This window comes from Kitasatospora aureofaciens (assembly GCF_001188955.3).
Taxonomy (GTDB): domain Bacteria; phylum Actinomycetota; class Actinomycetes; order Streptomycetales; family Streptomycetaceae; genus Kitasatospora; species Kitasatospora aureofaciens.
On the sequence record NZ_JPRF03000087.1, the window covers coordinates 1 to 14886 of the forward strand.

Annotated in this window: 13 protein-coding genes and 1 pseudogene; 4 read left to right on the plus strand and 10 right to left on the minus strand. The window is 74.7% G+C overall.

From position 1 onward, the window contains the following. The 7 genes and pseudogenes from HS99_RS46010 to HS99_RS37360 form a co-directional block, all read right to left on the minus strand. Positions 1-214, minus strand: a pseudogene (locus HS99_RS46010) (hypothetical protein); the annotation flags it as partial. An 84-nt stretch (positions 215-298) separates the two neighbouring features. Further along, a complete protein-coding gene (locus tag HS99_RS37335) occupies positions 299-1654 on the minus strand; it encodes a vWA domain-containing protein (protein ID WP_030289088.1) in 1356 nt (451 codons plus the stop codon). 129 nt (positions 1655-1783) lie between these two features. Next, positions 1784-3118 carry a PP2C family protein-serine/threonine phosphatase gene (locus HS99_RS37340; RefSeq protein WP_063738010.1) on the minus strand — a complete coding sequence of 445 codons (1335 nt, stop codon included), beginning with the start codon at positions 3116-3118 and terminating at the stop codon, positions 1784-1786. 3 nt (positions 3119-3121) lie between these two features. Then, positions 3122-5635: a serine/threonine-protein kinase gene (locus tag HS99_RS37345; RefSeq protein ID WP_030553336.1), complete on the minus strand. Its 2514-nt coding sequence runs from the start codon at positions 5633-5635 to the stop codon at positions 3122-3124. A 5-nt stretch (positions 5636-5640) separates the two neighbouring features. Continuing rightward, positions 5641-7047 (minus strand): hypothetical protein, encoded by a 1407-nt coding sequence (locus HS99_RS37350; protein ID WP_232543126.1) that lies wholly within the window; start codon positions 7045-7047, stop codon positions 5641-5643. Between the two features lie 230 nt (positions 7048-7277). Continuing rightward, positions 7278-8249 carry a glutamate ABC transporter substrate-binding protein gene (locus tag HS99_RS37355; RefSeq protein ID WP_050366553.1) on the minus strand — a complete coding sequence of 324 codons (972 nt, stop codon included), beginning with the start codon at positions 8247-8249 and terminating at the stop codon, positions 7278-7280. Positions 8250-8264: 15 nt separating this feature from the next. Next, positions 8265-9578 (minus strand): GlnX family signal transduction membrane protein, encoded by a 1314-nt coding sequence (locus HS99_RS37360; RefSeq protein WP_030289079.1) that lies wholly within the window; start codon positions 9576-9578, stop codon positions 8265-8267. A gap of 535 nt (positions 9579-10113) precedes the next feature. On the opposite strand from HS99_RS37360, the gene HS99_RS37365 reads away from it, so the two are divergent. Together HS99_RS37365 and HS99_RS37370 are read left to right on the plus strand one after the other, a co-directional pair. Continuing rightward, a complete protein-coding gene (locus HS99_RS37365) occupies positions 10114-10689 on the plus strand; it encodes a nucleosidase (RefSeq protein WP_030289077.1) in 576 nt (191 codons plus the stop codon). A 38-nt stretch (positions 10690-10727) separates the two neighbouring features. Continuing rightward, positions 10728-11279 (plus strand): DinB family protein, encoded by a 552-nt coding sequence (locus HS99_RS37370; protein ID WP_232543127.1) that lies wholly within the window; start codon positions 10728-10730, stop codon positions 11277-11279. 57 nt (positions 11280-11336) lie between these two features. On the opposite strand, the gene HS99_RS37375 is transcribed toward HS99_RS37370, so the two are convergent. Beyond that, positions 11337-12266: a sigma-70 family RNA polymerase sigma factor gene (locus HS99_RS37375; protein ID WP_223885956.1), complete on the minus strand. Its 930-nt coding sequence runs from the start codon at positions 12264-12266 to the stop codon at positions 11337-11339. Positions 12267-12486: 220 nt separating this feature from the next. Here HS99_RS37375 and HS99_RS37380 point away from each other — a divergent pair, with 220 nt between their 5' ends. Continuing rightward, complete coding sequence (locus HS99_RS37380; RefSeq protein ID WP_030553343.1) at positions 12487-13008, plus strand: hypothetical protein; 522 nt, start codon at positions 12487-12489, stop codon at positions 13006-13008. On the opposite strand, the gene HS99_RS37385 is transcribed toward HS99_RS37380, so the two are convergent. Next, positions 12998-13609, minus strand: a complete 612-nt coding sequence (locus tag HS99_RS37385) for an isochorismatase family protein (protein WP_030289068.1) — start codon at positions 13607-13609, stop codon at positions 12998-13000. The genes HS99_RS37380 and HS99_RS37385 overlap by 11 nt on opposite strands. 71 nt (positions 13610-13680) lie before the next feature. Between HS99_RS37385 and HS99_RS37390 the strand changes: the two genes are divergently transcribed. Continuing rightward, positions 13681-14640, plus strand: coding sequence for a GlxA family transcriptional regulator (locus HS99_RS37390; protein ID WP_030289067.1), 960 nt, complete (start codon positions 13681-13683; stop codon positions 14638-14640). 22 nt (positions 14641-14662) lie between these two features. Here HS99_RS37390 and HS99_RS37395 read toward each other — a convergent pair whose 3' ends face one another. Further along, positions 14663-14878 carry a hypothetical protein gene (locus HS99_RS37395; RefSeq protein WP_030289065.1) on the minus strand — a complete coding sequence of 72 codons (216 nt, stop codon included), beginning with the start codon at positions 14876-14878 and terminating at the stop codon, positions 14663-14665. Positions 14879-14886 lie beyond the last annotated feature (8 nt).

Below are 14886 nucleotides of genomic sequence, written 5' to 3' on the forward strand. Positions count from 1 at the left end.
GACCGTCCCGGCCGGCACCGACGTCAAGGTCGGCACCGTGTCGGCGCACTCCACCGTGACCGGCGTCGTCGGGCACGTCTCGGTGCAGGCCGCCAGCGGCGACACCACCCTGGCCGGGGTCACCGGGGCGGATCGACGCCAGCACCGTCACCGGCGACGTCGACGCGCACCAGTCCTCGGCCTGCGACTCGTGGCCCCTCGGGCAGATCGGCATCAGGTCCCCCTCGTTTCGGGCCGGTGCGGCGCGGCGTCGCGCCGGGCGGCCGGCCCGGTCACGTCTTCAGCGGTCACTTCGCGGTCACTTCTTCACACGTACCGTTTTGGTCGACCGGGTCTCAAGGGTCATCGAGTCGGCCTCGCTCACGTTCTTACGGAACCGAACCGTACCCTCCTTCGGGTCGACCACGTCCACCACCTTCTGCAGCAGCTTGTAGGTGCCGTCGTTCCCGGTCGCGTGGGCGATCCGGACGGCGGCTCCCAGCTTGGCGGTGGCGGTGTCGACGTCCCCGGCGCGGTGGGCCTCCAGGCCCTGCTGGATCGAGGAGGCGAGCTCGGCCTGTCCGGTGTAGTGGGCGACCTGCGGGCTGATCCGGGTGGAGGAGGCCAGGTCGTCCGTCCAGACGGCCTTGACCAGGCCCTGGCTGAGCACCTCGGGGGTGCCGCCGCCGACCTGCGGGGGCAGTACCAGGCTGACCCGGGCGGCGAGCATCTCGTTGCCGACCGAGGCGGCCGGGACCTCGACGCAGACGTGGTAGTCGCGGCTCTCGTCGCCCCAGGAGCCGGTCGGGTAGTCGCCCGCCCGGGGGCCGGCCTCGGCACGGCGCCCGGTGAGGTCCTCGACCGCGGGCGCGACCTGCTTGACGAACTTCACCGTGGCGTTGGCCGGGGTCCAGATCCGCAGGGCGACGTCGGCGACCTGCTTGCCCATCGCGCCGGTCATCATCGAGCGGAAGTCCTCGGCGAGGCCGGAGGGCTCGGCGACGATGTCGGTGGTGCCGAGCAGCGCCGAGGAGATCTTGCGCAGCTCGTCGATCCGCCAGTCGGTGCCCACGCCGCGGCAGTCGGCGGTGAAGTGGCCGGTGACCCGCTCGATGTTGCGGGCCAGGTCCTCGGCCGACTCGTGCTCGTTGTTGCCGTCGGTGAGCAGGATGGCGTGCCGGATGGCGATGTCGCGGCGGGTGAGGAAGAGCTTGTCGGCCTTGGCCAGCCAGGTGCCCATCGCGGTGCCGCCGGCGGCGGTGAGGCGGCGCAGCGACTCCTTGGCCTGCTCCCGGGTGCTCGGCGAGGCGGTCGCGAGGGTGCCGTCGCCGGGGTAGATGTCGCGGGCCTCGTGGGTGCCGGCCACCACGGCGAAGGCGGTGCCGTCGCGCAGGGCGTCGATGGCGGCGGCGGTGGCCTCCCGGGCGCCGTTGATCTTGGTCTTCGGGTAGTCCATCGAACCCGAGCAGTCGACCAGGATCACCACGGCCGCGTCGGTGTCGCCGCGCTGCGGACCGGCGTCGGTCATCCCGAGCGGTCGGCCGCCGGAGGTGCCGCCGCCGGTGGAGGTGACGGTGACGATGGCGTTCACCTCGCGGGCGCCGTCGGCCAGGTACTCGTTCTGGAAGATCTCCACGTCGAACCTGGGCAGGTTCGGCTTCGCCAGTGTTGCCATGGGGCGGTGGCTCCCGTCGGGTGAGGGGCGGATGCGATCGGGTCGGTGGGGCGGTCCGGCGGTCCGGCGGACGACGGCTGTCGGGCCGCGTCGGGCCGATGGGCCGGTCGCGGACGGCCGGCCGTCCGGTCAGGCGGTCGGCGGGTGCGGCGGGACGGGCGGAACGGCGGGCGGCGAGGCCGGGGCCGGAGCCGGGGGAGCCGGGGGAGCCGCCGGAGGTGCGGGCGCCGCCGGCGGGGCGGCGGGGGCGGTCGGCACCGTGGGCAGCGGGGCCGCCGGGGAGCCGATCACCGGGAGGTCCGGCAGGGTCGGCTCGTAGTCCGGGTCGTCCCCGGGGGCGCCCCCGGCGGCGGACGGGGTGATCACCTTCAGGTCCAGCGCGGTCGGCGTCTCCTCGGCCTCCTCGACCGAGACCGCCGGCGGGTCGATCGGCAGCACCGCGACGGTGATGTTGTCGTGCCCGCCGGCCGCCACCGCGAACTTCACCAGGGTCTGCGCCGCCGCGAGCGGCTCGGTGCGGGCGTCCGGCCGGACGAAGTACGCCAGGTCGGTGGCCGCCTCGGCGTAGTTCCACAGCCCGTCGGTGCAGATCAGCAGCACCCCCGGGACGTGCGGGGTGAAGTCGAGGGTGTGCGGCACGACCTCCTCGGCGTCGGCGCCGAGCCAGCCGGTGATCGCATGGGCGCGCGGGTCGGCGTACGCCTCGGCCTCGCCCATCAGCCCGGCCTCGACCATCCGGGCCGCCCAGGAGTCGTCCTGGGTGAGCCGGAAGGGGACGGCGGTGGTGCGGTCGTCCGGGATCCAGTACGCCCGGGTGTCGCCCACCCAGCCGATGGTGATCCGGCCGCCCGCCGCTACGGCGCTGACGAAGGTGCAGGCCGGCGCGTTGACGTCGGGCCGGGCCGGCCCGGCACCGTCGGTGGCCAGGTCGGCGACGGCCCGGGCGGCGTCGGCGACGGCCGCGCGCATCGCCTCCTCCGGGTCCCGGCCGGCCTCCAGCGAGGTCAGCAGGGACTCCGAGGCGGCGTCGACGGCGGTCTCCGAGGCCTCGTCCGGGCGGTCGGAGGAGGAGACGCCGTCGCACACCACGGCAACCACGACCGGCTCCCCGCCGGGCAGCGAGCTGGCGGCGACCGTGAAGAAGTCCTCGTTGCGGTGGTGGCGCACGCCGCGGTCGCTGACCCCGGCGACGCCCGCGAGGGCCTTCTCCATGTGGTCGCGCGGGCGCGGCTGGGCGCTGCCGCAGCCCTCGCAGTAGCCGTCCTCGGTGACCTGCGGCTGCCCGCAGTTCACGCAGACCGGCCCGCGCGGCGGCGGTACGGCTCCACCGCGGGCGGCGGCCCAGCCGGCGGGCATCGCGCCCGGGGCCGTCCGGCCGTCCCGGCCGGTCCCGCAGTGCCCGCAGAAGGCGTCGTCGGGGTCCATCGGCTCGGAACAGCTCGGGCACTCGGTCTGCTGCGGCATCGGCTACACCCACGTCCTGGGGCGGGCCCGGTTGGCCCGTTCCACCATCTCGATCCTGGTCTCGGCCCGGTCGGCCAACCGGGCGAGTACCCGGTAGGACTGTTCCAGGGCGAAGCGCAGTTCCCGCTCCACCGCGGGACGTCCCAGTACCACCAGGTCGGCGCCCTGCTGCGCCCCGGCCGAGCCGGCGCCGACCCAGTCGAGGGCGGCGCCGAGCACCTCGACGGAGAGCTCCTCGCGGCGGCGGTCGTCCAGCCGCAGCGCGGTCAGCTGCGCGGAGCAGGCGGCGAGGTCGACGGCCAGCGGGTCGGTGGCGGCCCGTTCCCGCAGCCGGGCGCGGACGGCGGCGATCCGGGCGGCGGTGTACTGGCTGGAGGTGGCCGGGACGGACTCCAGCACGCGCACCGCGCCGGGCCGGTCGTCCTCGGCGAGGCGGACCCGGGCGAGGCCGAAGGCGGCGCTCAGGTAGGCGTGGTCGGTGGTCCACACCAGGCGGTAGAACTCGGCCGCGTCGCCGTCGTCGTCGAGCAGTTCGGCGCAGATGGCCAGCGCGAGCTTGGGCGCGGCCTCGCCGGGGAAGGCGTCGTAGACCGCGTCGAAGGCCTCGGCGGCGGCGCGCAGCCCGCTCTCGCCGCCGTCCGCCGACCCGACCAGGGCGACCAGGCCGCGGTACCAGACCACCCGCCAGTCGTCCGGGTGGTCCTGCTCCAGCTCGGCGAGCTTCTGCACGGCCGTGCCGTGGCGGCCGAGTTCGAGCAGGGCGCGCAGTTCGCGCAGCCGGCTCTCGACCGAGACGGCGGGGGCGCCGCCGAGCGCGACGAGCGCCTCCTCGGGGTCGGTCGCGAGCAGGGTGGCGAGGAAGCCGGCGTTGGAGTCGCCCGGGTCGACCCGGGGGACGGGCAGGGCGAGGGCGGCGGCGGACGGGTCCGGGGTGCCCACCCGGAGCTGCCCGGGCCGGGTGCTGGGCAGCACCAACTCGGTGTCGACGACGCGCAGTTCGGGGCCGAACAGGGTGGACAGCGCGGGCCGGGGCCGGTCGTCCTGGAGGGCCAGCACCTCCCGCAGCACGCCGGTGAGCTGGTCGGCCATCTCCTCGGCGGAGGAGAAGCGGCGGGCCGGGTCCGGGTCGGTGGCGCGGACCAGGAAGCGGTAGTACGACTCGTACCTGGCGAAGACCTCGACGTCCTCGGGGCCGGGCAGCGAGTCGCGGTAGGTGGTGCTGTAGCCCTGGAAGTCGAAGGTGAGCACCGCGAGGGTGCGGGCCACCGTGTAGAGGTCGGAGGCGGGGGAGGGGCCGTCGGTGGCGATCTCCGGGGCCTGGTAGCCGATGGTGCCGTAGATCGGGCCGTCGTCGTCGAAGCGGCGGACCGCGCCCATGTCGATGACCTTGAGCGTGTCGCCGCTCTGGATCACGTTGTCGATCTTGAAGTCGCAGTAGACCAGGCCCCGGCCGTGCAGGTATCCCAGCGCGGGCAGCGCCTCCAGGGCGTACGCGATCGCCTGCTCGACCGGCAGCGGCTCGCGCCGGCCGTCCGGGGTGCGGCGGTCGTTGGCGATGTCCTTGAGCGACTTTCCGCCGACGAACTCCATCACGATGTAGCCGTCGGTGGAGCCGGTGCGCAGGTCCGGGTGCTCGGCGAAGTTGATGATCCGGACGATGTTCGGGTGGTCCACCTCGGCCAGGAAGCGCCGCTCGGCGACGGCCGCGGCGAGCGCGTCCTCGTCCCCGGTGTCCAGCAGGCCCTTGAGCACCACCCACTTGTCGTTGACCCGCCGGTCCACCGCCAGGTAGATCCAGCCGAGCCCGCCGTGCGCCAGGCAGCCGACCACCTCGTACTGCCCGCCGACCAGGTCGCCGCGGCGCAGCTTGGGCGTGAAGGAGTACGGCGTGCCGCACTTGGTGCAGAAGCCGTCCGGGCGGCCGGGCAGGCCGTTCTTCTCCCGGCCCACCGGGGCCTCGCACTTGGAGCAGAACCGCTTGCGCTCGGGCACCTCGGGGTTGACCAGCACCGCCTGCGCCGGGTCGGCCGTCGCCACCGTCGGCACGGTGACCAGACCGGCGCCCAGCCGGTTGCGGGTGCCCGCACTGACGCTGCCGCGGGTGGAGCGCACCGAGACCGAGCGGCTGCTGCCGGTGCGGGTCGAGCGGTGCGAGCGGGAGCGGCCGGACATCGAGCGGGCGGAGCCGGTGCGGGCCGACAGCGAGCGGATCGAGCCGCTGCGGGCCGAGTCCGGGCTGACCCGGGCGGACGGGACGTAGGGCTGGGTGACGCCGGTGTCGGGGCCGGGCGGGGTCAGCCCGCACTCGTCGCAGTAGCCGTCCGGGTCGATGGTGCCCGCGCAGTCCCGCGGGCACGGGGAGCCGGGGCCGGCCGGCGGGGGCGCGGTCGTTCCGGTGGTGCCCGCAGGGGCCACCGTGGAGGTCCCCGCCGGGGTCAGCCCGCACTCGTCGCAGTAGCCGTCGGCGTCGATCCTGCCGTTGCCGGAGCAGTCCGGCCGTACGCACACCTCGCCCATCAACCTCAGCCCCCCTGTACCTGTCCGTCGACCGGCGGCCGGCCGGCCGCGTCGTGTGCCTGTGCGCCCTCGTGTGCCTGTGCGCCCTCGTTCACCTGCGCGCCCCCGGAGGCCTCGGTCTGGGCCGGGCGCAGCGACTGCTGGAAGCGGGCCACCGCGGCGGCCGCCGCCCGCAGGTCGCAGGGCGCGCTCCACAGCAGCCAGCGCGCCTTCTCGTACCGTTCGATCACCTCCGGGTCCTCGGCGACCCGCATCCGGGCCGCCATCGCCTTGTAGGCGTCCAGCCGGCCGCGCAGTTCGGCCCGGACGGCCAGCGGCTGGGTGACCTCGGTGAGCGACTGCCGGGCCCGGGACAGCTCCTTGGCGGCGGCGTCCTCCAGCGCGTCCAGCAGCGGTGCCAGCCGGCCCCACTGCCCGCCCTGGCGCAGCTCCAGCGCGGTGACGATCCGTTCGCGCAGCGCCGAGGCCGGCCCGGGCACGGCCGGGACGTCGCTGGAGGCTATCTTCGCCAGCACCTCGCCGCGCGCCCGCCGGGCCTCGGCCAGGGTGGCGTCGGCCCGCTGGAGCAGGTCGCCGACGCCCTGCAGGCGCTCCTCGGCGTCGTCGCGCAGCCGCAGTAGGTTCTCCAGCTCCAGCCGGACGCCGTCCAGCGCCCGCCCGGCCCGGTCGAAACGCTCGGTGTCCACCACCCCGGAGGGGGTGGCGAAGGCCTCGCCCTCGGGCACCGTGCCGCGCTGGGCGGGCACCCGGGCCGGGCGCCACAGCGCCAGCGGGTCCTCGCGGACCTCGGTGCGCAGCTCGGTGAGGTCGCGGGCGAGCCCGGTCAGGTCGTCGCCCAGCGGGTGGCCGCCGGCGCGCACGCCGAGCGAGGCGGCCAGGGTCTGCACCCGGTGCAGCTCGGCCAGCAGCAGGTCGATCCGGGCCGGCAGCGCCGACCAGACCGCGTCGGCGGCGCTGACCACCTCCAGCACGGTGGCGTACCAGGAGTTCATCCGGGCCATCAGCGCGTCCAGGCTGACCCGCTCGACCAGTTTGGCGGGAGCGCCCAGCAGTTGGGGCCCGTCCGGCAGCGCGCCGCCCGGGACGGTCACCGCGTCCCCGGTCAGCAGCTCGCTCAGCTCGGCGAGTTCGGGGCCGCCGGGCTTGGCCTTGCGGGCCCGGACCGCGCGGGCCGAGGCGAGCGCCTCGGAGTAGCGGTCGAACAGTGCCCAGAGCAGCGGCAGGCCCTTGCCGGCGACCGACCAGCGCTCCAGGGTCCGTCCGGTCAGTTCGGCGCCGTCCAGCAGCCGCAGGCCCGGGTGGTCCTGCAGGGCGAGCAGCGCCGACTCGACCGCGTCCCGCTCCGCGCCGAGGCGCGCCAGCGCGCGGTCCACCTCCTCCCGGCTCAGTACCGGGCCAGCCGATGCCGCCACCGCGGTGTCCTTCCTTCCTCGCGCGGGGCCGCCGTCGCGTGCGACGGCCGGTCCCGCGACAACCCCCGTGTCCCACCACCGGTCTCCCCGTGGTGATCGTCCCGAACCCTAGCCGGTGGGTGTCCGGGCGGTGCGGGCGCGGGGCGTCAAGACGCCGTCAACACCCCGCGTCCGCACCGGTCCGTACGCGATGCGGCGCCCCGCCGCCAGGGCCTGTACGGGTGCGGTCCTCAGTGCGGGACCGGCCAGTAGTGCTCGGCGTCGTTCAGCATGTACGGCTTCAGCCAGCGGTCGTAGCTGCGCCCCCACTCGCCGCCGGCGTGGTAGTCGGCCAGCACCTGGTTGACCCGCGCGGTGAGGTCCGTGCTGCCCTTGAGCATGGCGACGCCGATCACCTCCGGCTGCACGTCGCCGTCCACGATCCGCACGGTCTGGTCCTGCGCCGCCTGACCGGCCGCCAGGCCGTCGTCGGTCATGGTGGCGTCGACCTTGCCGAGCTGCATCAGGACCAGGCAGTCCAGCTGGTTCTCCACGACCGTCAGGTGGGCGCCGGCGTCCTTCTTGGCGCCGTTCTTGGCCGGGTCGAAGACGTCGGCGGCCGTCGACCCCTTGGCGACGCAGACGTTCCTGCCGCCGATCGCCTCGTCGAGGTTCTTCGCCGGGGAGGTCTTCGGGACCAGCACCCGCTGGGTGATGCTGAAGTACGGCTTGGAGAAGGCGACGTCCTCCATCCGCTTGCAGTTGACGGTCATGGTGCGGACGATCAGGTCGACCCGGTTCTTCTGCACCGCGTCGACCCGGTCGGCGGTGGCCACCGGCTTGAGCACCACCTTCTCCGGGTCGCCCATGATGGCGGTGCCGATCGCCCTCGCCAGGTCGATGTCGAAACCCTCGATCTGGCCGGTGTTCGGGTTACGGGCGCCCCAGCGGTAGCTGTTCTGGTCCACGCCGATCACCAGGCTCCGCCTGGCCTTGATGGCCTTCACCGCCGGACCGTCCACCGAACTCGGCGGCACGCTGGCGTAGATGTCGCAGGTGTCGGACTGGGCCTGCTGCTGCTGGGTCTGCTGGACGGCCTGCGGCGCGCCGGTCGCGGCGGTCGGCACGGCGCCGGAGGGCCCGCCCCCGCCGAGCACGGCCGCGCAGGCGGCCAGCACGGCCAGCGCCGCGGCGCTCCTGGTCGGTACGGTTGTGCTGCGCATCTGTTCCGTTCCCCCTTACCGGTACTCGGCGAGTCGTCGGCCCAGGCCGCGCAGCGCGGCGGCCGCGGCCACCAGGCCGAGCACCGCGGCGGCGCCGGCCGCCAGGCGGAGGTCCCCGGCGGTGCCGTCGGCGGCGGCCTCGAACCGGGCCTGTTCGATGTCGGCGGCCTGGGCGAGCGCCCGGTCGGTGCCGTTGAAGGCGGCGTCGGCGGTGCTGGTGGTGTCGGTGGCCGACACCGTCTTGTTCAGGGCGCCCTGGTAGTCGGCGTCGCCGACCTCGGCCTTGAGCGCGTCCTGGTACCGGTCCTGCCAGGAGTCGTACTGGTCGGCGGCGGTGGCCAGGGCCTGGTCGGCGGCGCCCGGAGCGAGGGCCAGTGCGTTCGGCAGCGAGCCGCTGCGCCGCCGCATCGGGGTCGACCTGCCGGCGATTCCGGCCAGGCGCTTGGTGGCGTCCGCGTACTGGCCGTTGTAGGTGGCCGTGGAGCCGCGCGCGACCAGGTTCAGGTTCTCCGCCAGCCGGGCGCTCAGCACGTCCACCCGGGCCGCGTTGAGCGCCCGCAGCGGGGTCGCGCCCTCGTGGTCGCTCCTCTCCAGGGCCGAACCGGTGGTCACTCCGGCCACGGCGAGCCAGAGCGTGCCCGCCAGCACGGCGGCGGTGGCGCCCAGCAGACCGACGTTGAACACCCGGTTGGTGCGGCGGAACAAGGTCACCTGCACCCACCCCAGCGCGGCCAGGGTCAGCACCGCCAGGCCGTACGCGCCCCACGGCACCGACCGGGCCGCGGTGTAGTCGTCCGCCAGCTCCCTGGTCTCGATGGTGTTCAACTCGGCGGCGGCCGGCAGCAGGACGGTCTGCATCTGCTCGGAGGCGTACCGCAGGTAGGCGCCGCCGAGCGGGATGCCCTGCCGGTTGTCGGCCCGCGCGGATTCCACCAGACCGGCGTACACCGGGAGTTGCTGGTTCAGCCGGGAGAGTGAGTCCTGGGCCGGGGAGGTCTCGGTGGTCCGGGCGGCGGCCTGGGAGATCAGCTTGGCGGCCTGGGCGAGGTCCTGCTCGTAGCGGGCCCGGACGTCCCTGGGCTCGGTGCCGGCCAGCAGGAAGCCGGAGGACGCGGTGGTGGCGGCGTCGGCCAGCGAGCGGTGGATCTCGGCCGCGTCCCGGCTCAGCGGCTGGCTGTACGAGACCACCCGGTCGGCGGCGGACGCCCTGGTCTCCAACTGCCAGGCGGTGAGCCCGCCGAAGGCCACGGTGAGCACGGCGAGCACCACCCCGGCCAGCCGCAGCCGGCCCGGGGGCGTCCGGGTGGCCTGCGCCAGCCGGGCGCGCACACCGCGCTCGGACCTGCCTGGACCGGGGTGTTTCACGGGCGTACCGGCTGCTCCGGCAGCGGGAACGCCGGGCGGAGCCGCGCTCCGTCCCGCTGCCGCCGGTGCCGCCCCCGGTACGGGCGGTGGCGCGCTCGGCCGCGCCGGGAACGCGGCGCCCGGTGCGCCGTTGCCTACTGGTGTTGCCACCCGCCTCATCCTCCCCTGGGGTCGGACCCGACACCCGGGGCCCGACCGATGGCAGCAGTATGGCCGTGACTCCCTGCGGCCACACCTGACTTGCGCTGGTCTTGAGCATGTCGTGCACGGTTTCTGCACGCTTCCGTACGGCTCGTACCGTTCGTGCCGGCTCGTGATGCCCGAGGTGGCTCGTGATGGCCTGAGGTGGCTCGCACCGGCTCGGGCCGGCCGTGCGGAGAGGTGGCGATCCGTGCGACGCGGGCGGCGCCCCGCACGGTTCCGCGCCGCGGTCGCACACCACGGTTCCGCGCCGCGCTGATCCCGGGTGAGGCACCCCGCCCCTCCGTACCATGGGCCCATGCGACTGCTTGGAACGATCTCGCCCGACCGCCCGCTGCTCGTCGTGGCGGTCCGCGAGGAGGCCGCCCACCTCGACGACCGGCTGCCCGTGCTGCTCACCGGGATGGGGAAGGTCAACGCCACCGCGTCCCTGGCCACCGTGCTCGCCCAGGGTGAGCATCCCTCCGAGGTGATCAACCTCGGCACCGCCGGTGCGCTGCGCCCCGGCTGGGAGGGCATCCACCACGTCGTCCAGGTGATCCAGCACGACCTGAACAGCGAGGTCCTGCGGGCCCTGACCGGCCGCAGCTACGGCGACCCGCTGGTCGTCGGCCGGGGCGATGGCCCGGTGCTGGCCACCGGCGACCTGTTCGTCGACTCCCCGGCGGCCAAGGAGCGGCTCGCCGAGCACGCCGACCTGGTCGACATGGAGGGCTACGCCGTCGCCACCGTCGCCCACCGGGCCGGGGTGCCGGTGCGGCTGGTCAAGTACGTCAGCGACGAGGCCGGGGACGGCGCGGGGCACACCTGGCGGGAGTCGGTCGACGACTGCGCCCGGCACCTCGCGGACTGGGTGCACGCACAGGGTTGGTGACGGTTCACCAGGCGAGTGCGGGTGGTTAGGCTGGCGCGGTGACCGAGAACACCGCGACCCAGAGCACCGCGCCCCTTGGCGCCGCGCCGGGCAAGCTCTCCGACAGCCGTCCGCCGACGATGAACGCCGACGAGCGGACCACCCTGCTGGCCTTCCTCGACTACCTGCGCGAGGCCGTGATCGCCAAGGTCGACGGCCTCGGCGACGAGGACGCCCGGCGCCCCGGCGTCGCCTCCGGCACCAGCCTGCTGTGGCTGGTGCGGCACCTGACCGTGGTCGAGCACAACTGGTTCGAGTGGGCCTACGGCGGGCTGGGGGAGCAGGGGCCCGTCGACAGCGAGGCGGCCGTCCCGGCCGACCTCACAGTGGCCGCGGCGGTCGCCGCCTACCGGGACGCGATCGCCCGGGCGAACGCGGTGGCGCAGGCCGCCCCGGACCTCGACCGGCCCGGGGCGCGCTCGCTGCGGCCGGACGCCGCCGAGGGGCCGTCGCTGCGCTGGGTGCTGGTGCACATGATCGAGGAGACCGGGCGGCACGCCGGGCACGCGGACATCATCCGCGAGCAGCTGGACGGGGCCGTCGGGCGCTGAGTGGGCCGAGTGCGGCGGGGGCGGCCGGGGATCCGGCCGCCCCCCTGTCGTCCGGGCTCAGTCCCGGAAGGCCGAGAGGTCGAAGGAGGCCAGCCGCTCCTGATCGACGATGACGTCGATCGCGGCGATCGCGCCGTCCACGACGGTGAACGCCATGATCGACAGCGCCCGGCCGTTGTCGCCGATGACCACCGCGCCCGCGGTGCCGTTGACCAGCGCGGGGCGGGCGAACGGCGACAGCTTGCCCCACAGCACGGCCTGCCCCGCCACCGTCGCGGCGCCGTTGAGTACCACGGTGTGCCGGGCCTGGCCGACCCCGCCGTCCGAGCGCAGCACCACGTCCGGGTCGAGCACCGCGAGCAGGGCGTCCAGGTCGCCGTTGCGGGCGGCGGCGAAGAAGGCGTCCACCGCGCGGCGCTGGCGGCCCAGGTCCGGGTCGGGTGCGGGCGCCTGCCCCTGCACCTTGCGGCGGGCCCGGCTGGCCAGTTGGCGGGTCGCGGCCGCGGTCTTCTCGATCAGCGGGGCGATCTCCTCGAACGGCACCGCGAACAGGTCGTGCAGCACGAAGGCGACGCGCTCGGCGGGTGACAGCGACTCCATCACCACCATCAGCGCCAGGCCGACGGAGTCCGCGAGCATCACCTCCTGCTCCGGGTCGACCACCCCCTCGCGCCGCAGCAGCGGGTCCGGGATGCGCTCGGGGCCGCCCGCGCCGTCCGGTCCGGTCGGCTGCAGCGGCTCCTCGCGGCGCGCGGCGCGGTCGCGCAGCTGGTTCAGGCACACCCGGGAGACCACCGTGGTCAGCCAGCCGCCGAGGTTGCCCACCGCACCGGTGTCGGTGCGGTCGTAGCGCAGCCAGGCGTCCTGGAGCGCGTCCTCGGCCTCGCTGATCGAGCCGAGCATCCGGTACGCGACCGCGCGAAGGTGCGGGCGGTGCTCCTCGAACAGCGCGGTCCGGCCGGATCGTTCATCGACCGTCTCGTTCACAGTGTCACCAGATCTCTCCCGGGATGCCCCCGGCATCGGGGCGGCTTTCTACGGTCCTCGGCTCGGAGCCACGCAGTGGCCGAGCCGTCCTGTCCGTTCTGGCTCACATTCTCTTTCCTTGTCAGTGGGCGTTGTCAGGGGCGGAAGATCAACTCTCCGCTCGGAGCGAACAGGAGGTCGGCGGCGTGAGTTGTCGTTGCGGCGCCGTAGGGTGACCGCCATGTCGTTCCTCGAGCGCCTCCGGGCGACCCCCGCCACCGTCGACTACCTGCTCTGGCCGGGGGACTTCTCCCTCGACGCCTACTCGCACGTGGAGGAGGTCGTGCTCGCCTCCGGGGAGCGCCTGGAGGAGGTGGCCAAGTGTGGCGCGGGCGGCACCTTCTTCCTGTGCGGCGAGGGCGGCGACGAGCGGCCCGTCCTGTACGCGGACTCCGAGGGCGGGGCTGCGCTGCTGGCGGTCGGGCTGGAGGAGATGGTCCGGCTGGTGCTCGCGGTGCCGTGGTGGCGGGACTGCGTGCGGTTGACCGAGGAGGAGAGCGCGGAGGCGGCCGAGGACCACCTCGCCGAGGAGCCCGACCTGCTCGCCGACCGGGACGCGGCCGCCGCCGCGATCGGCCTCGAAGTGCCCACCGCCGCAGAGGCGTTGGCGCGGCTCCGGGAGGTCGTGGTCGGCCTCGGGGCGTCGTACGTCCTGCTCAACGCGGTGGAGGGCAACGCCTACGAGCCGATCTTCAGGCCCTGACCGCGGTCTTCTCCGCGGCGTCGAGGACCGTCCGCGTGGTGACGACCTTGGCGAAGCGCATCGCGTGCAGGGTGGTCGCGGTGGCGCGGGCCAGCTCGGCGGCGGGCACGGTGGTGCCGTCGGGGCCGGTCATGTCGAAGGAGTGCATGGCGTCGGTCGGGAAGATCGCGTCGTAACCGAGGTTGCCGGCCATCCGGGCGGTGGTCTCGTTGCACACGTTGGTGATGATCCCGGTGATCACCAGCTGTCGGCTGCCGCGCTCCCGGAGCCAGGCGTGCAGGTCGGGGGTGCCGTAGAAGGCGCTGTTCACGGTCTTGGTGATGTGCAGGTCGGGGGTGATCCCGGCGACGAAGTCCTTGAGCGCGTGACCGGGCGTGCCCTCGACCAGCGGCCCGACCCGGGAGGCGTGCTGCACGGTGACGATCGGGCGGCCGGTCGCCTGCCAGGCGGTGATCAGCTCGGCCATCCGCTGCTCGGCCTCCGGGTTGTCGCGCGGGCCCCAGAAGTCCCGGTCCTCGAAGCCCCGTTGGACGTCGATGAGGAGCAGGACGGCGTCGGGGTCGAGGGTGAGCGGGGCGTCGAAGGCGTCGGTGTTCGTCATGGGTCCATCGTGCGGGCCGCCGGCGGGGCGGGGTGATGGGCAGGAACGCCGGTCATCGATAGGTTCCCGCCATGCGAACTGTGGGCTGCCTGATCTTCGACGGCGTACGGGCCTTCGACTACGCGGTGATCGGCGAGGTGTGGGCGAACCGGGCCACCCGGCCCGGCGTGCCCGCCTTCGACCTGCGGGTCTGCGGCCCGGTCGGGGCCCGGGTGCGGCTGGGCGGCGGGCTGGAACGCGTCCCCGACCTCGGGCTCGCGGCGCTGGCGGCCTGCGACCTGGTGGTGGTCCCGGGCGTCGAGGACCCGGCCGCCCGGCGGCCCGCGGAGGTCCTGGACGCCCTGCGGGCCGTCTCCTCCGCCGGCGTCCCCGTCGCCTCGCTCTGCGCCGGCGCCTTCGTCCTCGCCGAGGCCGGGCTGCTCGACGGCCGAGAGGCCACCACCCACTGGGCCCTCGCCCCCGAACTCGCCCGCCGCCACCCGGCGGTGACCGTCCGCCCGGAGGTGCTGTTCACCGGCGGCGACGGGGTGTGGACCTCGGCCGGAGTCGCGGCGGGCATCGACCTCTGCCTCCACCTCGTCCGCACCGCCCACGGCCAACAGGCCGCCGCCGCCATCGCCCGCGCCATGGTCACCGCCCCCTTCCGGGCGGGCGGCCAGGCCCAGTTCATCCCCAGCCCGGTGCCTCCGGTTGACGAGGACGACCCGCTCGCCCGCGTCCGCGCCGAGATCCTCGCCGCCCTCGACACCCCCTGGACCGTCCGCCGGATGGCCGCCGCGGCCCTGATGTCCGAACGGACCTTCGCCCGCCGCTTCACCGCGACCACCGGCACCACCCCGCTGCGCTGGCTCCTCGACCAGCGCATCCTCACCGTCCAGCGCCTCCTGGAGGAGACGGATCTGCCGGTCGACACCGTCGCCACCCGCTGCGGCTTCGCCTCGGCGGTGTCGCTGCGACCGGTGTTCGTCAAACGGGTGGGCGTGGCACCGCGGGAGTACCGCAGGACCTTCCGGGGGCGGGAGGAGGGGTAGGGCGCGTCCGGTGCCGTTCGGCTCAGCGGCCCCGGAGGCGGGCGGTGAGCGAACGGGCAGCGGCGGCTTCCGGGGAGTCGGCGGCGCCGAGACGGGCGAGCAGGTCGAGCACCTCGTCGTACTCGGTACGGGTGAGCGGCACCGCCGAGGCGTCGGGCGTGCCGGTCGCGAGAACCGGGTTGTCCGACTGGATGACGCGGCCGTTGATCGTGACCTGGCCGCTGATCCGGTAGCCCACGGCTTCCC

Bases quoted from the DNA above. Each gene is read 5' to 3' on its own strand.
- HS99_RS37355 (WP_050366553.1), bottom strand. From the start codon at position 8,249: ATGCGCAGCACAACCGTACCGACCAGGAGCGCCGCGGCGCTGGCCGTG.
- HS99_RS37385 (WP_030289068.1), bottom strand. From the start codon at position 13,609: ATGACGAACACCGACGCCTTCGACGCCCCGCTCACCCTCGACCCCGAC.
- HS99_RS37365 (WP_030289077.1), top strand. From the start codon at position 10,114: ATGCGACTGCTTGGAACGATCTCGCCCGACCGCCCGCTGCTCGTCGTG.
- HS99_RS37390 (WP_030289067.1), top strand. From the start codon at position 13,681: ATGCGAACTGTGGGCTGCCTGATCTTCGACGGCGTACGGGCCTTCGAC.
- HS99_RS37380 (WP_030553343.1), top strand. From the start codon at position 12,487: ATGTCGTTCCTCGAGCGCCTCCGGGCGACCCCCGCCACCGTCGACTAC.
- HS99_RS37345 (WP_030553336.1), bottom strand. From the start codon at position 5,635: ATGGGCGAGGTGTGCGTACGGCCGGACTGCTCCGGCAACGGCAGGATC.
- HS99_RS37335 (WP_030289088.1), bottom strand. From the start codon at position 1,654: ATGGCAACACTGGCGAAGCCGAACCTGCCCAGGTTCGACGTGGAGATC.
- HS99_RS37340 (WP_063738010.1), bottom strand. From the start codon at position 3,118: ATGCCGCAGCAGACCGAGTGCCCGAGCTGTTCCGAGCCGATGGACCCC.